This is a genomic window from Streptomyces sp. NPDC059201, from assembly GCF_042754585.1.
Lineage (GTDB): Bacteria > Actinomycetota > Actinomycetes > Streptomycetales > Streptomycetaceae > Streptomyces.
This window is the reverse complement of record NZ_JBHZBB010000001.1, coordinates 173216-194624: the sequence shown is the minus strand read 5'-3', so window position 1 is coordinate 194624 and position 21409 is coordinate 173216. Positions and strand designations below refer to the sequence as shown.

Here is a 21409-nt window from a genome sequence, read left to right as displayed (position 1 = left end):
TGCCGACAGGTGGCCCCGAAAGAGCCACCACTCGACCCTGTCAGGTTCTACCTGACATCCCTCGATTGTCAGGCTTAGCCTGACGGCATGACGAATGCTGAGCACGACCCCGACACCGAGCGGTACGCGTACAGCCCGAAGGCTCTCGCCCGTCTCGTCCTCTCGCACGAACTGCGGGAGCTCGCCGATGCTGCTGCGGCCGGCGTGCCGACCGGCAGCGACGAGTACGCCGAGCCCGGCGAGGAGGTTGCTGCCGCGCTCGAACTGGTGCGGCAGGCCCAGCAGGTGGTGAACCGTGCCGTGATTTACGAGCGGGCGAAGGGCACGAGCTGGGAGGCGATCGGCGAACAGATGGATATCAAGCGGCAGTCCGCTCACGAGCGGTACCGCGAGATCGAGCAGGCGTGGAAGGACGACCTGCATACCCCGTTCCACCCGGTCCCGCCCGGTCAGGACCGCAGCAACTACCCGCGTCTGCACTCGGCGGCCTACGCGCCGGTGAACGCCGGGCGGAGCCTCGACGCGTGGGCGCAGGAGCGGGGCCAGGGCGAGCACGCGGTCACCGGCGGCCTGCCCACGCTCTCCCTTCTCGACGAGATGAGCCAGCTCCTCGACGGCCTCAAGTACCTGCACCGGGACATGTACAAGCGCCCGGACCCAGTGGCCCGCCTCCGGCTGACCGAGCGCAAGGCGGCCCTGTTCGACCGGATTGCCATCGAGGAGGGCCGTCCCGAAGCCGCCGCCCAGGCGGAGGAGGCCCGCGCTCTGGCCGCTCAGCTGCGGGCTGAGATCGAGGGCACCGCGTAGCCGATCCGGCACCGAGTCCGGACCCGGTCGTTGTACTCCGTAGAGCCCGCCAACCGGTATGGGCCGGAACCGAAGGGACGGGCGTGGACCCGCAGACCATGTACAGCATCGACCTGTCCGGGCCGCCGGTCCCGATGGACATGCAGGCGTGGAGCGTCGACCACCTCAGCCGTGCCCAGGTGGTGTTCACCACCACGCACCGCATCGAGACGTTCGAGCCGGGAGGCGGACGCGGGCCCGACCCGCACCTGCACGGCCTGGCCACCGGCGGCTGGGCGAAGTTCGACGACTTCGCCGCCTGGGCTGAACCCGCCGCCGGCTGGTCGGCCGTCCTGGACGTACCCGGCGACCTGTTCACCGTGACCGGCCCCGGAGGCGTCGCCTTCTACACGGGCGCCCTGAACAGCTCGAAGACGTGGCGGCGCCTGGCCCGCCGCCACAAGGTGTTCATCGCCCTCGCCGGGGACATCGCGCACCCGGCCGACATCCCGGCCGCCCAGGACCGAGGCCAGACATACGCCCTGCTGTGCCCCGTCACGCTGACTGTGCCCGACAAGACGACGTGATCCGAGCAGAGGTCACGCCGCCTGGCCGTAGCCGTCCGGCGCGGGCGGGGCGTCACCGCGCAGCGGGCTGAAATCGACGTCCAGGTGCGGGTCGTACGCCTCGGGCACGACGCCGAGCTCATGGGTGGAGTACTCGCCGAAGCGGCGGACGTGCTCGGTCAGGTACGGGGAGATGTGGGCCAGGTCCTCGGGGTCGATGGCGTGGCCCTCCTCCTGGAGCTGGCGCACGATCTCGGCGATGTCCAGGGCGCTGTGGAAGATCACTGCGTTCGTGAGCAGCGCGTTGAATTTCGCGGTCTTCTCCTGCTCGACGGGGTCGTTGTCGGTGATGACGCCGCCGTTGCCGAAGCCGATCCACTGGGAGAAGCCGTTGAACGCCTCGACCTTGTGCGTCGCGGCGGTCACCCGCCGGCGCAGCGGGGCGTCCGAGAGGTAGCGCAGCAGCTGGACGGTGCGGATGACACGGCCGACCTCGCGGAACGCGGTGTAGGTGGCGTTCTTGCGCGAGCCGGCCCGCAGACGCCGCAGTAGCAGCGTGGAGGAGATGGCGCCCTCGCGCACCGAGACGGCCACCCGCATCAGGTGCCGGAACTGGGACTCGATCAGGTCGAAGTCGATGACGTTGCGGCCGCTCTCCCCGAACAGGGCGTCGATGTGCACGTACTCGGTCCGCTTCGTGGGCCGATAGAAGGTCAGATCCTTCCAGTTCCGGATCCTGGGCATCAGGTCGAAGCCCAGCAGGTGGGCGAGCGCGAAGACAGGGAACGACTGGCCCTGCGTATCCGCGTGCACCGTGGTCGGCTTCACCTCGGACGTGTTCTTCAGCAGACCCTCGATGATGTAGACGGCCTCCCACACCCCGCACGGGATGAAGTCCGTGAACAGCGCGATGTACGTGTCGGAGATGTGGTGGTAGGCGATGCCGCCCGGCTTGCCGTACCGCACGGACGTCTCGGAAAGCAGGTTGTTGAGGTAGGTGTCCATGTGGGTGCCGTCCGCGGCGACCGCGGAGCCGTCGCCCCACGCCTGCGAGATGTCCAGGCGAGCGTGCGCGTTGACCAGGTCGGCGATCGCCTCGTTCAGCGTGGGGATGGAGAAGTGCCGGTTCGCGGCCAGCGACAGCTCGTGCCCGCTCACGCCAGGGATGTGCCGGGCAGCCTCGTAGGGGCCCATGTTCGTGCCCTTCACGAAGGTGGTGATCACGTACCGGCCGAAGGGATCCTTCAGCTTCGGCTCGTTGCCGGACGCGGGGCCGAAGCGGTGCCACCACTCCACCCAGTACGCCGTGCGGGAGATGATCCCGAGCAGGGAGCGCTCCGGCATCCGGGCCTTGATCTCCTGCTCCAGGACCTTCGCCGAGGCCCGCTGGCCCTCGGAGCGGTGGGCCTTGAGGGAGGGGATGCCGGTCTCAGGGTCGATGACCAGGCCCTCGTTGTCCGGGTATCCGGCGTCTGCCGCCGCGGCGGCCGCTGTGAGCTTGTCTTCCAGCTGCCGGCGGAAGGCGACCGCGTCGTACGGCGTCTCGTCGCCGGGCTCGGCGAGACCGACCTCCACCAGGTAGTCGCCCAGCTTCGCCTCGACGTCCTCCCACGGCAGGAGTTGCTCACTCCAGTCGGCGTACTCCTCCGACCCGGCCACCGCGACGTCGCCAGTGCGCAGTTCCTCAGCGAGCGCGGCGAACACCATCGCCTCGAAGTGCTTGCGCACGAAGACGCCGGGCCGGTTCTTGTCCCGTACGGCCTTCTGCCAGTTCAGCGTGGCGAAGGAGATGTCGACCGGGCGGCCGTCCTCGTGCCGCTCCGGGATGTAGTCGCGGGAGGTCTTGTACCGGCGGGCGTGCGCGAGCGCGTCCAGGACGCGGTTGTCCTCGGAGGTTGCCCGCAGCTCCACGCGGCTGGTCAGGTCGTACATCGTGGAGCGGTCCTTGAGCAGATGCCCGTACAGCAGCACCTCCCAATAGTTGCCGTGGTGGGCTGCGACCTTCTCGATCTGCTCGTACTGGCCCTCGAACCCGCCGAAGTCGTCCACCGCCGCCGCGGGCACTCCCAGGGCGCCGGCCTGCACGCGCAGGGCCATCGCCATGGTGTGCAGCGCGAATGCGAGCCCCTCGCCGAGCCGGGCCGCGACGGTGTCAGGCGCGGCGTCCCGGTCGAGTTCCCGGACGCCGCCAGGACCTCGGCGGTCAGCGCCGCCGCCTTCTCCCGGGCGGCCTGGACGGGGCTGTCGGCGTCGATGTGCTGGAGCACCGTACGGTAGTTCCCGATCAACGCCTCTACGATGGCCTGCTGCCGCTCCCGGATCTCCTCCAGCTCCGCCTTGGCCCGCTTGACCTGCAACGCGATCCGCTTGCAGAACATCGTCGTCAGGTCGTCCCGGGCCCGCATCCGCGCCTTGTGGACCAGGCACACCAGCAGCGCGAGCCGCTTCACCAGGCTGAAGTCCCGCAACCCCGGCGCGTCCACTGAGTCCGCCTCACCGGCGAAGTCCGTGATCTTCCCCGAGGCGACGCCGGCCAGCCACACCCCGGTCTCGCCCAGCTCGTCCACCCACCCCAGGTGCTCGGCCTGGGCACGGAAGTGCGACCACGTCGGGGCCTTCGCCGACTGCTTCAGCCGATTGAACTTCGTGGTGCCGGAGGTGTCCTTCTCCGACAGCAGCGCCAGCAGCCGCTCGCGGTGGGCCTCGCTGAGCTGGTCGTAGACGCCCATGCAGATCGCGGCGTTCACCTCGGTGCGGACCTTCGCCGCGAGCGCGTCCAGCGTGGTGAAGCCCGGCAGCTCCAGCCCGGCCTCGACGACCTTCTCCAGCGCGATGTTGATGAGATCGGCCGGGCGGTTCTTCGACACGGCCTCGCTCCGCATCACCACCTCGGCGATCTTCCGGGCCTTCGCCTTGTCGTACGACAAGCCCGTCCGCTGCCGTACGGCGGTGCGCTGCCGTTCCGCCGTACGGTTCGCGGCCCTCGGCACCGTGCCCTCCGGCAGGTCCGCCGCGCGGCGGACGAAGTCGACCACCGTCTCCGGGATCTCATCCAGCTTCGGGAAGCACCCCATCCGCTGGTACGACTTCAGCGCGAGCAGGTGGGTCAGGAGGTGCTTGTCGCAGTCGGTCCGGGCCGCTGCCCACTCGACCTCGTCACGGCTCGGCGCGAAGAACAGATGCAGCTCATGCGCGGTGATCAGCCGCTTGAACCGCGGATACGCGGTCTTCGATCGAGGTCACAACCCACCCCGCCCCTGACAGAAGCCAACATCACCACCAACGACAGTGGGCCGCACGGGTGACGGGGCAAGGCGCTCAACAACTCAAGATCATCTCGTGGCGGGTTTCTGCCGTATCTGGGTCATGCCCCTGTACGGCGAGGAGCAGCGGATGGTCTTCGGGGCCCACACCTACCGAGCGTTCGCGCGGATGACGAACCTGCCGGCAACGGTGATGTCGTCCACGCTCGAAGAACCCCTCGACTGGCCGGCTGCGAACGTCGTGCACGGCGATGCCGTCGACATCGTCGCCCGGCTCAAGGAGGAGCCGGCTGTACCGCTGCGCTCGCACGGCAGCCTGTCGATGAACCGGGCGCTGATGGCCGCCGGCCTGGTCGACCGCGTCCAGGTGACGCTCTTCCCTGTCATCACCGGTCAGACCGGACGTGAACCGATCTTCGGAGGTGCAGCCGACTTCGACCTCGAACTGATCGAGCACCGGACGCTCGACGGCCGCATCCAAGAGCTCAACTACCGGCCCACCCTGCACGCCTGAAACCCGAGACATCCCGCCCCCCCCCGGAGACAGGGAGGAGGGGGCGGGCCGCAGCCGATCCCGACGGGCCGGATCAGAACGTGGTGACGCTCTTCCAGCCCCAGCCGATCTTCACGGGGGTCTTGAGGGCGCCCTTGCCGTCGCCGTCGTAGCGCCACAGGGTGCCGGCGGTGTCGGTGGCGAGGATGTCGGGTACGCCGTCTCCCGACAGGTCGCCCGCACCCGTCAGGTGCAGAGCCTTCCAGCCCTGGCCGATCCTGGACCGGCCGCCGCGCTCGTAGCGGTAGAGCTCCCCGGCCGGGGTCTGGCCGAGGTAGCTCTGGTAGCCGCCCGCCGTGACCGCGCCGATGCCCGTCAGACGGTAGCCGGTATAACCGTGGCCGGTCTTCTGGCGGCTCTGGAGGCCGCCGCGGCCGTTGCCCGCGTACTGCCAGAGGGCCCCCGAGGGGTCGGTGGCCAGGACGTCACCGAAGCCGTCGCCCGTCAGGTCGCCCACGCCGGTGAGCTTGAGGTCCTTCCAGCCGGTGCCGATCTTCACCTTCGCCGCGAAGCGGCCGTCCGCTGTCCCGTCGAGGCGCCAGAGGCCGCCGGCGGTGTCCTGGGCGAGCGCGTCGGGGCGGCCGTCGGCGTTGAGGTCGCCGGCGGCGGTGAGGCGGTAGCCCTTCCAGCCCCAGCCGATCCTCACGCGGGCCTTGAGGGCGCCCTTGCCGTCGCCGTCGTAGCGCCACAGGACGCCCGCGCCGTCCAGGGCCAGCACGTCCCCGCGGCCGTCGCCGTTGTAGTCGCGGCGGAAGGTGCCGTGGGGGTTCCATCCGCGCGGGGTGACCCAGGAGAGGTCGGAGGCGGTGGTGTCGGGGGCCGAGAGGATCTTGGGGGTGCTGCCGGGAGCGGTCGCGCTGCTGACCGTCGCCTGCTGCTCCGTGCCGCCGGAGATGTACGCGACCTGGGAGCCGTCCGGGGACCACTCGGGGAACATGACGTTCCTGCCCTTGGACAGGGAGTACTCGCTGCCGCTGCTCAGGACGCGGGCGCGGACGTCGTACGCGCCGTCGACGAAGGCGGAGAAGGTGATCCGCTCGCCGTTCGGTGAGAACGTCGGGTGCAGGCCGTAAGTGATGGGCTTCGGGGCACCGCCCACGCGCGGGTCCCAGATGTGGACCGAGCTGCCGCGCAGGAAGGAGATGCGTCCGTCCCAGGCCACGTCGACCTGGGTGTCCCAGGTCCGCTCGGGGGCTGCGAAGACGTAACCGAGGCCGCTGCCGTCGAGGTTGACCCGCATGATGCGCAGGCGGTCGTGGCCCGGCTTGGACCTGAAGCTCAGGTAGAGCTGCTTGCCGTCGGGAGTCCAGTCGAGGCCGGTGAGCCAGCCGTCGGGCTCGTCGATGTCCATGCGGACGGGGCGCGCGTTGCGGCCGTCGGCGTCGGCGACCCAGATGTCGCCGTAGCCGGCGTTGTTGATGAAGGCTATGCGCAGGCCGTCGGGCGAGTACGTGACGCCACTGATCTCGGCCCTGGTCAGGCCCGGGCCGGTGGGCAGGAGGGTGCGCCGGTCGGTGCCGTCGGCATTGACCGTGACGATGGTGCTGTGGCGGATGCCGGCGATGTCCTTGTACTCGGTGAAGACCACGCGGGGCTTCGGTACGACCCCGGCGGCCTGAGCCGGTGCCGTCGTGACCGCGGTGAGCGCGGCGGAGGAGGCGAGGACGGCCAGGGCGGCCCCGAGAGCGCGACGGCGCCCCCGGATGCGGGTGGTGCGGGTCAAGTTGATCCCCCAGAAGGAACGGATGTCGTCGGACGCGGTCGGTGACGTCGCCCGCGGAGTACGACCGTCCGCCCGGTCGAAGGGTTGTACGCCGCCAGGGAATTCGTACTACCAGGTCCTCGACGACCGCTGCCCGCTCGCGCCGGGATGCTCCCGCACTGAGCCTGCCGTGCATGGGTTCGCTCATCTGAAGCTGACGTACCTCGCAGGGGCGGCGAGAGCCTCGGTGCTCGTGACGCCGCCTTCGCCCGGCTCGTAGCATTAGCTACAAGTTGGCGGCCAAGTCCGAAGGATGTAACGCCACATCTGTCTCCAGTCCCCTCCGTGCGGCGAATTGATCCCGTTTAGGGCGGACAAAGGTGCCTTGCCCGCCGCCAGCTGAGCCGATGCGCGAACGTAATAGCAAGTACATCTAGTCAGGAGAATCTTCTATCTGTAACTTCCCTCATGTGGCTGGCGGCCTCAGGATCCGTCGGCGAATCGTTCTCTGAGAGGTACCACCCGCATGAACGCACCTACCGCCCGCCGTGCTTCGGTGGCCGCCGTGACGGCCGTCGCGGTTCTGTCCATGGCCGCTTGTGGAGGCGGTGACGGCGCCTCGTCCGAGCCCGAGCCGGTCGGCGAGGTCTCTGTCGCCGGTGTCGAGGTCGTGAAGGACCAGAAGCTGCACGATCTCCTGCCGGAGGAGATCAGGAAGGCGGGCAAGGTCCGCGTCGCCACCGACGTTCCCTACCCTCCCTTCGAGATGTTCGTGAAGGAGGGGGAGACTGCCCTGACCGGGCTGGACTACGACCTCGGGCAGGCCCTGGGTGCGAAGCTCGGGGTGAACTTCGTCTTCACGCCGCAGAAGTTCGACGGCATCGTCCCCGCCATCCAGGCGGGCAAGTTCGACGTCGCCATGTCGGCCATCACCGACAACAAGGAACGGCAGCGGGTCGTCGACTTCGTCGACTACTCGCAGTCCGGGTCCGGGATCCTGGTCGCCGAGGGCAACCCCTCCCAGGTGAGCACGCTCGACGACCTGTGTGGACAGAAGGTCGCCGTCCAGACCGCGACCAACCAGCTCGATCTGCTGAAGACCCATCAGGGTGCCTGTGAGAAGGCGGGTGCGGGGAAGATCGACATACAGACCTTCCCCAAGGACTCCGACGCCCAGCTCGCTCTGCGTTCGGGCAAGGTCGTCGCCCAGGTCCTGACCAAGCCCGCCGCCGGCTGGGTCGCCAAGACCGCGGACGACGGCAAGGTGTTCGACCTCGTCGAGGACCCGGCCGCGCCGGGCGGCTACAACGCCTCCCCGAACGGCATCGCGGTCAGCAAGAAGCTGCCGGAACTGACGGACGCGATCCAGAAGGCCCTTCAGGCGCTGATCGACGACGGGACGGTGGTGGCGGTGTACGGCAAGTACGGCGTCGCGTCGATCGCCGTCAAGGAGGCGACCAAGAACGCGGCGGTGGACTAGAGATGGAGATGGAGATGGACCGCAGTACTGAGATCCCTCCCGAGGTGGTGATCACGCGCCGCCCCGCCGACGTCCAGGACCTGGAGGTCGTACCCGTACGCCACTACGGGCGCTGGATCGCCGCCGTGGCGTCCGGCCTGGCTCTCGTCGGCCTGGTCGGCTCCCTCGCCAAGAACGACAACCTCCACTGGGACGTCGTCGGCGACTACCTCTTCGCCGGCCTCATCTTCGACGGCCTCGCCACCACACTCTGGCTGACCGCGGCGGCGATGTTCCTCGGCCTGGCGCTCGGCACGCTGATCGCCGTCATGAGGCTCTCCTCCAGCCCCGTCCTGTACGGCATGGCGAACGCCTTCGTCTGGGTCTTCCGCGGCACCCCGCTGCTGGTCCAGATCATCTTCTGGGGCTACGCGGCGGCCCTCTACCAGTACGTGAAGATCGGCGTCCCCTTCACGGAGATCACCTTCTTCCAGGCCGAGACGAACGCGCTGCTGACCCCGGCCGTCGCGGCCCTGCTGGCCCTGGGGCTCAACGAGGCCGCCTACGCCTCCGAGATCGTCCGCGCCGGCATCCAGTCCGTCGACCTCGGGCAGGCCGAGGCCGCGCACTCGCTCGGGATGCGTCCGGGGCTCACGATGCGCCGGATCGTGCTGCCCCAGGCGATGCGGGTGATCATCCCGCCGATGGGCAACGAGACCATCAACATGCTCAAGATGACCGCGCTCGTCTCGGTGATCTCCGCGCACGACCTGATGTCGAACATCCAGGACGTGTATGCCCAGAACTACCAGGTCATCCCCATGCTGGTGGTCGCCAGCATCTGGTACCTGGCCCTCGTCACGCTGCTCAGCGTGCCCCAGGCGTGGCTGGAACGGCGCTACGGACGCGGCACCACCCGCGCCGGGCACGTGTCCCCGTTCCGGCGGATGCTCGGCGGCACCATGGAGCGGATCGGCAAGAACAGCAAGGAGCAGAGCCGATGAGCACTCCGATGGTGCGTGCCGAAGGCGTCCGCAAGCACTTCGGCAGGCTGGAGGTCCTCAAGGGCATCGACCTCACCGTGGAGCGCGGTCAGGTGTGCTGTCTGCTGGGGCCCTCCGGGTCCGGAAAGTCCACCTTCCTGCGCTGTATCAACCACCTGGAGAAGGTGGACGGCGGGAAGCTGACGGTCGACGGAGAACTCGTCGGGTACCGGCAGCACGGCAACAAGCTCCACGAACTGCGCGAACGCGAGGTCGCGGACCGCCGACGGGACATCGGCATGGTCTTCCAGCGGTTCAACCTCTTCCCGCACATGACCGCCGTCGAGAACGTCATGGAAGCCCCCGTCAAGGTCGGATCGGTCCCCAGGAGCGAGGCCCGCGAGCAGGCCCACATCCTGCTCGGACGCGTCGGTCTGGGCGACCGTGCCCAGCACTACCCCGCCCAGCTGTCCGGCGGCCAGCAGCAGCGCGTGGCGATCGCCCGCGCGCTCGCCATGAAGCCCAAGCTCATGCTCTTCGACGAGCCGACCTCGGCCCTGGACCCCGAGCTCGTCGGGGACGTCCTCGACGTGATGCGGCAGCTCGCGGCCGACGGCATGACCATGGTCGTCGTCACCCATGAGATCGGCTTCGCCCGAGAGGTCGGCGACACCGCCGTCTTCATGGACGAGGGCGTCGTCGTCGAGGCCGGGGACCCCCGCCGCGTGCTCGTCGAGCCGGAGCAGGAGCGCACCCGCGCGTTCCTGTCCAAGGTCCTGTGAGCGCCGCCACCGGCCGGCCCGGCCTCGTCCCCGGTCTCCTCGACCTGGCCCGCGACCGCCGGAGCCGCTACCTGCGCGACCTGGAACATCTCGTCTCCATCGACTCCGGCTCCTACAGCGCCGACGGAGTCAACACGGTCGCCGACTGGGTCGCGTGCCGGCTGAAGTCGCTCGGCTTCGAAGTCGAACGCCTCCGTCTCCCGCCCGCCCCGGACGGACACCGGTCCGGGGACGCGCTCGTCGGCCGCCGACGAGGCAGCCTGCGCGAGTCCGAGGGAGGCCGCAGGATCCTCCTCGCCGGCCACATGGACACGGTCTTCGAGGACGGCACCGCCGCCGAACGCCCCTTTCGCGTCGCTGGCTTCATGGCGTACGGCCCCGGTGTCAGCGATGACAAGGGAGGTCTGCTCGCCGGTCTCACCGCCCTGGAGATCCTCGGTGAGCTCGGCATCGACGCCTACGACGAGCTGGTGTTCCTCGCCACCCCCGACGAGGAGATCGGCTCGCCCGCCAGCCGTACGCTCATCGAACGCACCGCCCAGGACGTGCACTTCGGTCTCGGCCTCGAATGCGCCCGGGAGAACGGCGACCTGGTGATCGCCCGGAAGGGTGTCGCGGACTTCCTTCTCACCGTCACCGGCCGGGCCGCCCACGCCGGCATCGAACCGGAACGCGGGGCGAACGCGGCCCTCGCCGCCGCCCATCTGACCGTCGCGCTCCAGGCGCTCAACGGCCACTGGGACGACGTCACCGTCAACGTCGGCGTCGTCAGGGCCGGAACCCGGGCCAACATCGTCTGCCCCGAGGCGGAACTCAGGGTCGAGGTCCGCGCCGCCACCACGGCCGACGTCCAGCGCGTCACCCGGGCCATCCACGAGGCCGCCGACCGTACCGGCGTCCCCGGTGTCACGGTCGACGTCGAACAGCTCGACCTCTGCCCTCCCATGGAGGACACGCCCGCCTCCCGGCGCATGCTCGACCGCACCCGGCGCGTGGCCCGCGCGGCCGGGATCGACCTCGGCGCCGCGGCGACCGGCGGAGTGGGCGACGCCAACCTGATCGCGGGCATGGGCGTCCCCGTCCTCGACGGACTGGGCCCGGTCGGAGGCGCCGACCACACGCCCCAGGAGTGGCTCGACACCCGCACGATCCCCCAGCGCGTCGCCGTGCTCGCCGGCCTCATCGCCTCGCTCGGGGACGCGGCTGGCGTCTGACCCCCTGCCATGGAGCGGCGGCAGAGCTCCGCGCCGGGTGGACGTACGAACCCCGATCATCCGATTCCTCATGGAGGCACCATGCGCGTACCACCCCGTCCCGCCCGCCGCACCGCCGTCGCCTGCGGCCTCGCCGTCGCCCTCCTCGGGGCGGCGCCCGTCGCCCATGCCGAGCGAGGGCAAGCCCGCCCCGGCGGGGGATCACTCGTGCTGATCGGCGGGGCCCTGAACGAGAACAACACCGAGATCTACGGAGAGATCATCCGGCGAGCCGGCGGACCGGAGGCCCGTATCGGCGTCATCACCGCCGCGTCCGTGCCCGAGAGCCAGGACCCGGACGCCGACGACCCGGAACGGTGCTCGAACTCCGCCTGCAACGGCGCCTACTACGCCGCTCTGTTCGAGCGGCACGGCGCGGCGAAGGCCGAGTGGATCCCGCTCGACATCGACCACGTCGCCGACGCGGACTCCGACGCCGTCGTCGCCCAGGTCGATTCCATGACCGGCTTCTTCTTCGGCGGCGGGGACCAGTACCGCTACGTCACCACCCTGCTGCGCGGCGAGCGGCACAAGGACTCGAAGGTGCTCGCCGCCATACGGGCCAAGCTCGCGCGGGGAGCCGTCGTCTCCGGCTCCTCGGCGGGCGCGCAGATCGTCGCGGGCCCCGACATGGTCAGCGGCGGCGAGTCCTACGAGGGGCTGCGGGACGGCAGCGCCCCGGGGTACTTCGACGACCCGACCCGCCTCGGGTACATCCCGCGGGGAGGCTTCGGTTTCCTCACCTCCGGACTGATCGACACGCACACGGGGGCGTACGGGCGGGAGGGCCGGGCCTACCGCCTCGCCGCCGACACTGGGCACGACCGTGTCTACGCCCTGGAGGAGAACACCGCCCTCGTCGTCGAAGACCCCGGCGGCCGACGCGAGCGGATGCACGTCCTGGGCCCCCACGGCGTCGCGGTCCTCGACCTCCGCGGCGCCCGTACCCACACCGGCGCGGCCGGCTGGAACCTGCGCGGCGCCCGCTACACCTACCTCACGGACAAGGACCGCTACACCCCACGGACCTGGTCGACCCACCCGTCCTCCGACAAGCGCCGCCTGCGTGCCTCCGGAACCGCGGGCGTGCCGGTCAACGAGGACGTCTTCTTCTCCGTCGCGAACCCCGACGGAGCGCCGTACTCCTTCCGGACCACGGCACGGGCCCTCGCCGCCACCCGAGCCCAGGCCGGTGCCGAGGCCCGGTCCTTCGAGACCGACCCGCGCTTCACCGTCACCTTCACCAAGACGGACGCCTTCCGCGCCTGGACGACGGACGGCACGAGCCCCCGGACCCTCGTCGACCTGCGGATCGACATGGCCTCCCGCTGACCGACCGCGAGGGAGACCGTGGAGTCGCGGAGCCGCGGAGCCGGGGAGCCGTGGAGCCGTGGAGCCGGGGAGTCAGATGAGGCCGGTGCGGCGGGCGATCCGCTCGGCCTCCTTCATCCGCGTATGACCGACGTCCCCGGTCCGGTCGAGGACGGCGCCGATGAGCGACTCGATGAGCGCGAGGGCCGGGGCCAGGCTGTCGTACGGGGAATCGGACGAGACCTGGGTGATGAGGACGACGTCCGCGTGCGCGGCGGCCGGCGAGAGCCACGGGTCCGTGAACACGATGACCTTGCCGCCCCGCTCGCGCGCCAGTTCGCCGATGAGCGTCTTGTCCGTCTCGTAGCGCCGGTAGTCGAACAGGACCGTGACGTCCCGACGGCCGAGCTGGGTGAGGAAGGAGGTGCGTTCCACGTCCTTGTCCGGCAGGACGCTCACCTGGTCCCGGAAGTGCGTCAGGTGCAGTCCCAGGTACTCCGCCAGCAGATGGGTGAAACGCCCGCCGGCGAGGTGCACCCGGCGGCGCGGATCGCTCAGGAGGTCGACCGCCTGCTCGAACTCATGGGGGGCGACCTCGTTGAAGGTCTGTGCCACGGCCTGCTGGAGAAGTGCCAGGTCGTGGCCGAGCCGGGGGCCCACGGAGTCCCCCGCGGCCCCGGCCGCCGCCCGAGGCGAGGCGCCGGTGGTCTCGTACAGCGTGATCGGCGAGGCGTTGCGCGCGTCGAGCTCCTGGCGCAGCGCCGCCTGGAGGTCGGGGAATCCCTTGTACCCCAGCCGGGACGCGCACCGCAGCACCGTCGGGGCGGACACTCCGGCCCGATCGGCGATGGTGGCCACCGTCTCGAAGACCGCGGAGGGGTATCCCGCCAGCAGGATCCGCGCGACCTTCCGCTCGGCCGGGCTCAGGTCTCCGAGCCGACTGCGGATCTCGTCGGCCAGCGTCGGGCCCATGAACGTCCTCCCTGCGACGAGCGACCGGCCCGGAACACCCCGGGTGCTGGTCGACCTGTCGTGTCAGATCTCCGTGTGTGCGATGCAAATGTATCGCCTGTTACGGAGGCGGGGCCCCACGGCGAAGGATCTTCCGGCCGCGGCTGTGCCCCGGTGGTCGGGGAAGACCACCGGGGCACGGTTCACCCGCTTCTCGTGAGGGAGGTCAGGGGAGGGTCCACTTCTGGTTGGGTCCGGTGTGGCAGGTCCAGAGGTGGACGGGGGTGCCGTCGTTCCAGGTGCCGCCGGAGGCGTCGAGGCACTTGCCGGACTGGGGGTTGCGGACGGTGCCGTCGGCCTGGGGTGTCCACTTCTGGGCGCCGGTGCCGTTGCAGGTCCACAGCTGGATCTTGGTGCCGTCGGCGGTTCCGCCGCCGGAGACGTCCAGGCACTTGCCCAGGGCCTTCACCGTGCCGTCGCCGTCGACCGTCCACCGCTGGGCGGCTGTGCCGTTGCAGGTCCAGAGCTGGATCCTCGTACCGTCCGCGCTCTGGGAGTTGTCCACGTCGAGGCACTTGCCGTTGACGCCCTTGACCTCGCCGGTCCTGGGGCCGGGCTGCTGGCCGCCGCTCTGCTTGACCCGGACGTCGCGGAAAGACACCTCGTCGCCGTCGCCGTGGTTCTGGAGGCCCACGTGGCCCTGGCGCAGGCTGCGGGCGGGGTCGGTGTTGGTGAAGTCGTTGATCTTCCGGCCGTTGAGGAAGATCTCCAGCCGTTCGCCGGTCACCCGGAGTTCGTACGTGTTCCACTCGCCCGGCGGGTTCAGCGCGGCGTCCCGGGCGGCGACGTCGGCGGACCGGAAGCCGTAGACGGCGCCGGTGGTGCGGTCGGCGCTGTCCGTGGCGTCGATCTGGATCTCGTAGCCGTTGTTCACCGCGGACCAGGGGTCGTCGGAGGCCGGGAAGCCGAGGAAGACGCCGGAGTTGTCGTCCCCGGCGGCCTTCCAGTCGAGCTTGACGGAGTAGTCGCCGGTGAACTCCTGGGCCGCGTACCAGAGCATGCCCAGCCCGCCCTGAGAGGTGAGCGTGCCGTCCGCGAGGTTGAACCCACCGGGGCCGGCCTGCCGCCAGCCGGTGGTGGACGAGCCGTCGAACAGGGAGGTGTAGCCGGTCTCGGGCCGGCAGTCGGCGTCGGTCATGCCCGCCGCCCACCGGATGCCGCCGAGGACGTGGCGGCGGAAGGCGGGCTCGGCGTACGACGCGTCGGTGTGGCCGCCGCCGGTGTAGAAGGCGCGGCCGCCCTCGTAGTCCTTGCACCAGGCGATCGGGTGGTCGCCCGCCATGTTCCCGCCGGAGTAGCTGGACTCGTCGAGCGAGGCGAGGACACGGGCGGTGGTGCGCGGGTTGGTGCGGTAGTTGTACCACTCGTCGGTGCGCTGCCACGTGTCGCCCAGATGGGCCGTGGCGTCATGGGCGCGGTCCTCCACGTCGACGGTGGCGGACTGGATCGCCGGGTGCGAGTGGAAGAGAGCGCCGGCCAGACCTTCGTAGAAGGGCCAGTCGTACTCGGTGTCGGCGGCGGCGTGGATGCCGACGTATCCGCCGCCGTCCTGGATGTACTGCTCGAAGGCGGTCTGCTGAGGACCGTCCAGGACATCGCCCGTCGTGGAGAGGAACACGACGGCCTGGTACTGGGCGAGGTTGCCGCCGGTGAACGCCTGGGCGTCTTCCGTGGCGTCGACGGTGAAGTTGTTGGCCGCGCCGAGGGCGTGCAGGGCCGCGATGCCGTCGTCGATCGAGGAGTGGCGGAAACCGGCGGTCTTGGAGAAGGCGAGGACCTTGTACGCGGGGTCGGCCGTCGCACGTGCCTCGGCGGCGGTGACGGAAGCGCCCGTCGCCACGGGCAGGGCCGCGGCCTGCGGAGCCAGTGCGAGCGTGGCGCCGGCGAAGAGACCGAGGATCGCTTTCAGAGAGGTTCGCATGAGGATCGTCCTCCTTTCGGGGCTACGGAAGGGTCCACTTCTGGTTGGGTCCGGTGTGGCAGGTCCAGAGGTGGACGGGGGTGCCGTCGTTCCAGGTGCCGCCGGAGGCGTCGAGGCACTTGCCGGACTGGGGGTTGCGGACGGTGCCATCGGTTTGTGGTGTCCACTTCTGGGCGCCGGTGCCGTTGCAGGTCCACAGCTGGATCTTCGTTCCGTCGGCGGTTCCGCCGCCGGAGACGTCCAGGCACTTGCCCAGGGCCTTCACCGTGCCGTCGCCGGCGAGCGTCCACCGCTGGGCGGAGGAGCCGTTGCAGGTCCAGAGCTGGATCTTCGTACCGTCCGCGGTCAGCGCGTTGTCCACGTCCAGGCACTTGGCGTTCACGCCCTTCACCTCGCCTGCCGTCGAGCCGCCGGCGGCCGAGGTGGTGAAGGAGAACTCGTCGACGTCGAAGAGGGAGCCGCTGCCACCCTTGAAGACGAGGTACAGCGTGGTCGATCCGGCCGGGCCGCCGGCGAGCGGGGCGGTCACGTCCTGGAAGGTCTCCCAGCCGCCGGTGACGGGGACGGTCGCGGTGCCGAGGAGCGTGCCCGTGGGGGAGCCGGCGCGCACCTCGATCGTGCCGCCCGAGCCCGCGGAGGAGACGCGTGCGGTGAGCCGGGTGACGTTGTCGAGGGCGTACGGGGTGAAGGAGATCCAGTCGCCGTTGTCGATGTAGCCGACGGTCTTGCCGCCGTGCGCGGGGGTGTGGGTGACCACCTGGACGCCGGAGGAGGCGCCGTGGTGTTCGGCCTGCCGGTGGCTGGGCTGGGTGACGTGCTGGGCGTGGGTGGTCAGGGCGGGCTGGCCGTTCGCGCCCTTGTCGGTGTACTCGGCGTCGACCACGCCGAAGATGTTGGCGTTGGGGTCGTGCTCGCCGTCCGCGAGGGTCTGTAGGGTGCCCGAGCAGCCGGTGGTCGAGGTCTGGGGGTGGCCGTGACTGTCGTGCCCGACGATGAAGGTGATCTTGACCTTGGAGCAGTCGATGGTGCCGTCCTCGGGGTCGGAGACCGTCACCCTGAAGGGGATCGCGGCGCCGAAGTCGTAGACGCGGCCGTCCACCGGGAGTTCCAGCCGCACGGTGGGGGCCGTGTTGCCGACCGTGATCTGGACCGAGGCCGTGGCGGACTTGCCGGTGGCGTCCGTGACCTTGAGCGTGGCCGTGTACTGCCCGTTGGCGGTGTACGTGTGGGAGGGGTGGGCGGCGGTGGAGGTGGCGCCGTCGCCGAAGGTCCAGGCGTAGGAGAGCGCGTCGCCGTCGGGGTCGGCGCTGCCGGCCGAGGAGAAGGCGACGGACAGCGGCGCCGCGCCGGAGGTGACGCCGGCCCTGGCCTGCGCGGTCGGGGCGAGGCCGCCGGTGACGTGCTCGATGCGGTACAGGGCGGAGTTCTGGTCCCCGCTGAAGTAGCCGGTGCCGTAGTCGAGGACGTACAGGGCGCCGTCCGGCCCGAAGGCCATGTCCATCACCTGCGTACCGCTCCAGGGGAACGCGTGGATGGACTGCACCGTGCCCGCGGCGTCGGAGGCGACGCGCCTGATCCAGCGACGGCCGAACTCCCCGGCGAAGTACTGGCCGTCGAACTCCTGCGGGAACTTCACGTCGGAGGTGGACGCGGCGTCGTAGCGGTAGACCGGCCCGCCCATCGGGGATTCCGAGCCACCGCCGAACTCCGGCACCGAGTCGCCGTCGTAGGGGATCCAGGCGGCCCGGGCGGGCGGCAGGTCGGTGAGGCCGGTGTTGTTCGGCGAGGTGTTCTTCGGGGCGGCGCAGTTGAAGGCCGAACCGGAGGCGCCGGTGGCGAAGTCGTAGTCGACGTAGGCGTCGTTGTCGCCGGTGCAGTACGGCCAGCCGTAGTTGCCCGCGCTGGTGATCCGGTTGAACTCCACCTGGCCGGCGGGGCCGCGGGTGGGGCTGGCGCTGCCGGCGTCGGGGCCGTAGTCGCCCAGGTAGACGATGCCGGTGGCCTTGTCGACGCTCATCCGGAACGGGTTGCGGAAGCCCATGGCGTAGATCTCGGGGCGGGTCTTCGCCGTGCCGGGTGCGAAGAGGTTGCCGGACGGGATCGTGTACGAGCCGTCCGCGGCCACCTTGATCCGCAGGACCTTGCCGCGCAGGTCGTTCGTGTTGCCCGACGAGCGCTGGGCGTCGTACGCGGGGTTGCGTGACGGACGTTCGTCGATGGGGGTGTAGCTGTCGGAGGCGAAGGGGTTGGTGTCGTCGCCGGTCGACAGGTACAGGTTGCCGGCGGCGTCGAAGTCGAGGTCGCCGCCGACGTGGCAGCAGATGCCCCGTGAGGCGGGGACGTCGAGGATCCGCTTCTCGCTGCCCAGGTCCAGGCTGCCGTCCGTCCTGAGGACGAAGCGGGACAGGCGGTTGACCCCGTCGAAGGGGGCGAAGTCGGCGGCCGTGCCGTCGCCGGGGGCGTCGGCGGCGGGGGTGGTGAGCTTGGGCGCGTAGTAGAGGAAGACGTGCCGGTTGGAGGAGAAGGCGGGGTCCACGGCGATGCCCTGGAGGCCCTCCTCGTCGTGGCTGTACACGTCGACCTTCCCCGCCACGCTCGTCGCGCCCGCGGCGTCCGTACGGCGCACGGTGCCGTCCCGGGACGTGTGCAGCACGGAGCGGTCCGGCAGCACGGCCAGGGTCATGGGCTCGCCCATCTCGGCGACGCCCTTGGCGAGCGTGACCTGCTGGAACTCCGGAGCGGCCGCCGGGGCCGGGGCCGGGTCGTGGTGCAGCGGCGGCGAGGCGGCGGCCGGGGACACCGGGAGCAGGAACCCGGCGGTACAGGCCAGCCCGGTCAGGAAGTGGAGGCGCTTGCGTCTGGGCGTTCTCGTGCGCACAGAAGGTCTCCCGAAGAGAGAGGGGGGTGGCGGTGGCCTCGCTGGGCCACCGGGTGTGTCTACGGGCGCGCGCCGTCACGCCGTAGCGACCGGCCACCATCTTGTGACCGGTACATTTCAATGAAGCTAGCGCCCTTTGTCGGGCTCCGTAACCCGGCGGGCGCAAGTTCTCGGCACTTCTTCCCCGTACGGGACAAAGCATGGACGAGGCCGGAGGAAGTCCCTACTGTGTGCGGCGCGGCGGTGCGCAGGTACTGAACTCCCGCCCGCCCAGGCCCCCTTGGCCGGGACGACGGCGCGTCCCGGCGGGGGTGGGACCCCCCCGATTGCCCGATCGAACCCCTCGCTGTCGAGGGGTCGTCAGGAGGTCACGTGTATCCACGGCTGTACGCCCGCCGGCCGGCCAGACGCCTCGCCGGAACACTCCTCGTCTCCCTGCTCGCCCTCGGCCTCACGGCGGCTCCGGCCCCCCGCGGACGACGCCGCTGCCGCCGCCCTTCCACCGCAGGAACCGGGGGTCACCCTCCGGGTCTTCGACGTCCAGGTGCCGCTCAACGACCTCTGCGCCCTGAAGCCGGGCCAGACGCCCAACATCGACAAGCTGATGCCGCTGATCGACTGGACCTCGCCGGCCGACTTCGGCCTGGACAGCAACTTCGTCACGCAGGTCGTCGGCAACCTGAACGCACCGGCGACGGGCACCTACACGCTCCGCCTCACCAGCGACGACGGCTCACGCCTCTGGATCGACGATCAGCCGGTGATCGACCACGGCGGCCTGCACGGGCCGGAACCGAAGGAAGCCGCGGTGAGCTTGACGGCAGGGCACCATGCCCTGCGCATCGAGCACTTCGAGCGGGGCGGCGGCGAGCAGTTGACGCTCGCGTGGAAGCCGCCCGGCGCCTCCGGTTTCACCGTCGTCCCGAACTCGGCCCTCAGCACGGACGCCGGCGTCGTCCGCGTGACGGCGCCGGGACGCAAGGAGTGCGAGGCCGGCACGGACTCGCCCGGTGACGGACTGCCCCTCGCCGGCGTCCACCCCAACTACACCCTCACCGACCTGAGGCCCGCCGGCTTCGAGCCCCAGGTCTCCGCGATGGACTGGCTCCCCGACGGACGTCTGGCCGTGACCACCTGGGGCGGCAGCAACAACACCGCCGGCGAGGTCTACCTCCTGTCGAACGTGACGGGGAACACCGGACCGGACAAGGTGACGTACAAGAAGATCGCCTCGGGCCTCAAGGAGCCCATGGGGATCAAACACGTCGACGGCAAGCTCTACGTGTCCCAGAAGCACGAGCTGACCGAGCTGAACGACACGAACGGCGACGAGGTCACCGACCAGTACCGCAGGGTTGCCACCTGGCCCTTCGGCGGCAACTTCCACGAGTTCGGCTTCGGGCTCCTCTACAAGGACGGGTTCTTCTACCTGAACCTGTCCGTCTCGATCAACTACGGCGGGGCGACCACGGACCCGCAGCCGGCGCCGAACCGGGGCACCACCATCAAGGTGGACAAGGAGACGGGCGCGGTCTCCTACGTCGCCGGAGGGCTGCGCACTCCCAACGGCATCGGCTGGGGTCCCGAGGGCGACATCTTCGTCACCGACAACCAGGGCGGCTGGCTCCCTTCGTCGAAACTTGTGCACATCAAGCAAGGCCGGTTCTTCAACCACTACACCCATCCCTCCGGCCCCTTCGACGACCAGCCCGTCACCAAGCCCGTGCTCTGGCTGCCGCAGAACGAGATCGCCAACTCACCCAGCACCCCGCTCCAGTTGACCGAGGGCCCGTTCGCGGGCCAGATGCTGTTCGGTGACGTCACCTACGGCGGAATCCAGCGCGCCCATCTGGAGAAGGTCGGAGGGGAGTACCAGGGCGCGGTCTTCCGGCTCACCCAAGGGCTGGAGGCCGGTGTCACCCGGATCAGCGTCGGTCCGGACGGCGCGCTGTACGCGGGCGGGCTCGGCGCGGGCGGAAACTGGGGCCAGGAAGGCAAGCTCGCCCACGGCCTCCAGAAGCTCACGCCCAACGGCACCGATGCCTTCGACATCCGCGCCATGCGGGCCGTTCCCGGCGGCTTCGCGCTCGAGTACACCCAACCGTTGTCGGCGGAGACCGCCGCCGACCTCGCCGAGCAGTACAAGATCAAGCAGTGGCGGTACGTACCGACCGCCGACTACGGAGGCCCGAAGGTCGACGAGGAGACCCTCACCGCCCAGTCCGCGACCCTGTCCGGCGACGGCCGCACGGTCACTCTCGCGATCCCGGGCCTGAAGGCCGACCGTGTCGTCCACGTCCGATCGCCCCGTCCCTTCAGCTCCGCGAGCGGCGAGTCCCTGTGGAGCACCGAAGCCTGGTACACGCTCAACCGGTTGCCGGGCGGAAGCGCGGGGACGGGAGAGGTGAAGGGCGTGGGCGGCAAGTGCCTCGACGTCGACAACTCGCAGACGGCGGACGGCACGAAGATCCAGCTGTGGACGTGCAACGGCACGGCCGCCCAGCGGTGGACCGTCCCCGGCGACGGCACCGTGAGGGTGCTGGGCAAGTGCCTGGACGTGTCGAACGGCGGCAGCGCGGACGGCACCAAGGTCCAGCTGTGGACGTGCAACGGTACGAACGCGCAGCAGTGGCAGGCGCGGGACGACGGCACGGTACGCAACCCGCACTCCGGAAAGTGCCTGGATGCCTCGGGGGGTACCTGGAACGACGGCACCCCGGTCCACCTGTGGACCTGCCACACCGGCTCGAACCAGAGATGGGCGCTCCCCTGACGCGACGTGGCGTGAGGTGATGTGACGTGAAGTGCCGGGCGTGGGGCGCCCCCGCGGTGGGGCCCGCCCGGGGGGACACGGGGGGGATACACCGGGCCGGGGGGGCCTTGTGCGCCCCAGGGGGAAAAGGTCACCCCCCGTAAGACCCAGCTAGTTGCCCCGACGGAA

General features: G+C 70.2%; 12 protein-coding genes and 3 pseudogenes. 9 read left to right on the top strand and 6 right to left on the bottom strand.

Features of this window, described 5'->3' with window-relative positions; translation table 11 throughout:
• Positions 1-87: 87 nt before the first annotated feature.
• Positions 88-807 carry a hypothetical protein gene (locus ACFXMG_RS00895; protein WP_383813476.1) on the top strand — a complete coding sequence of 240 codons (720 nt, stop codon included), beginning with the start codon at positions 88-90 and terminating at the stop codon, positions 805-807.
• Positions 808-890: 83 nt separating this feature from the next.
• Positions 891-1373: a hypothetical protein gene (locus ACFXMG_RS00890; protein WP_383813474.1), complete on the top strand. Its 483-nt coding sequence runs from the start codon at positions 891-893 to the stop codon at positions 1371-1373.
• A 12-nt stretch (positions 1374-1385) separates the two neighbouring features.
• Here ACFXMG_RS00890 and ACFXMG_RS00885 read toward each other — a convergent pair whose 3' ends face one another.
• Both ACFXMG_RS00885 and ACFXMG_RS00880 read right to left on the bottom strand, forming a co-directional pair.
• Positions 1386-3449, bottom strand: coding sequence for a transposase (locus ACFXMG_RS00885; protein ID WP_383813472.1), 2064 nt, complete (start codon positions 3447-3449; stop codon positions 1386-1388).
• Between the two features lie 719 nt (positions 3450-4168).
• Positions 4169-4531, bottom strand: a pseudogene (locus tag ACFXMG_RS00880) (DUF4158 domain-containing protein); the annotation flags it as partial.
• Positions 4532-4718: 187 nt separating this feature from the next.
• Here ACFXMG_RS00880 and ACFXMG_RS00875 point away from each other — a divergent pair.
• Positions 4719-5129 (top strand): annotated as a pseudogene (locus tag ACFXMG_RS00875) (dihydrofolate reductase family protein); the annotation flags it as partial.
• Between the two features lie 73 nt (positions 5130-5202).
• On the opposite strand, the gene ACFXMG_RS00870 reads toward ACFXMG_RS00875, so the two are convergent.
• Positions 5203-6891 (bottom strand): FG-GAP-like repeat-containing protein, encoded by a 1689-nt coding sequence (locus tag ACFXMG_RS00870; RefSeq protein WP_383813470.1) that lies wholly within the window; start codon positions 6889-6891, stop codon positions 5203-5205.
• 505 nt (positions 6892-7396) lie between these two features.
• Here ACFXMG_RS00870 and ACFXMG_RS00865 point away from each other — a divergent pair.
• The 5 genes from ACFXMG_RS00865 (at position 7397) to ACFXMG_RS00845 (ending at position 12679) form a co-directional block, all read left to right on the top strand.
• Positions 7397-8350: an ABC transporter substrate-binding protein gene (locus ACFXMG_RS00865; RefSeq protein ID WP_383813468.1), complete on the top strand. Its 954-nt coding sequence runs from the start codon at positions 7397-7399 to the stop codon at positions 8348-8350.
• A 14-nt stretch (positions 8351-8364) separates the two neighbouring features.
• Complete coding sequence (locus ACFXMG_RS00860; protein ID WP_383813466.1) at positions 8365-9333, top strand: amino acid ABC transporter permease; 969 nt, start codon at positions 8365-8367, stop codon at positions 9331-9333.
• Positions 9334-9341: 8 nt separating this feature from the next.
• Positions 9342-10094, top strand: coding sequence for an amino acid ABC transporter ATP-binding protein (locus ACFXMG_RS00855; protein ID WP_383813944.1), 753 nt, complete (start codon positions 9342-9344; stop codon positions 10092-10094).
• Positions 10091-11308 carry a M20 family metallopeptidase gene (locus ACFXMG_RS00850; RefSeq protein WP_383813464.1) on the top strand — a complete coding sequence of 406 codons (1218 nt, stop codon included), beginning with the start codon at positions 10091-10093 and terminating at the stop codon, positions 11306-11308. The genes ACFXMG_RS00855 and ACFXMG_RS00850 overlap by 4 nt, the downstream gene beginning before the upstream one ends.
• A gap of 81 nt (positions 11309-11389) precedes the next feature.
• The gene (locus tag ACFXMG_RS00845) at positions 11390-12679 is read left to right on the top strand and encodes a cyanophycinase (RefSeq protein ID WP_383813463.1); all 1290 of its coding nucleotides are present in this window, start codon (positions 11390-11392) and stop codon (positions 12677-12679) included.
• Between the two features lie 72 nt (positions 12680-12751).
• Here the strand turns inward: ACFXMG_RS00845 and ACFXMG_RS00840 are convergent, their stop codons facing one another.
• The 3 genes from ACFXMG_RS00840 to ACFXMG_RS00830 all read right to left on the bottom strand — a co-directional run bounded on the left by ACFXMG_RS00840 (position 12752) and on the right by ACFXMG_RS00830 (position 18468).
• The gene (locus ACFXMG_RS00840; protein ID WP_383813461.1) at positions 12752-13630 is read right to left on the bottom strand and encodes a MurR/RpiR family transcriptional regulator; all 879 of its coding nucleotides are present in this window, start codon (positions 13628-13630) and stop codon (positions 12752-12754) included.
• 205 nt (positions 13631-13835) lie between these two features.
• Entirely contained in the window at positions 13836-15590 is a 1755-nt protein-coding gene (locus ACFXMG_RS00835; RefSeq protein WP_383813460.1) for a ThuA domain-containing protein, read from the bottom strand.
• 22 nt (positions 15591-15612) lie between these two features.
• Positions 15613-18468, bottom strand: coding sequence for a PQQ-dependent sugar dehydrogenase (locus tag ACFXMG_RS00830; RefSeq protein ID WP_383813458.1), 2856 nt, complete (start codon positions 18466-18468; stop codon positions 15613-15615).
• A gap of 435 nt (positions 18469-18903) precedes the next feature.
• Between ACFXMG_RS00830 and ACFXMG_RS00825 the strand changes: the two are divergent.
• Positions 18904-21241, top strand: a pseudogene (locus ACFXMG_RS00825) (lectin).
• Positions 21242-21409 lie beyond the last annotated feature (168 nt).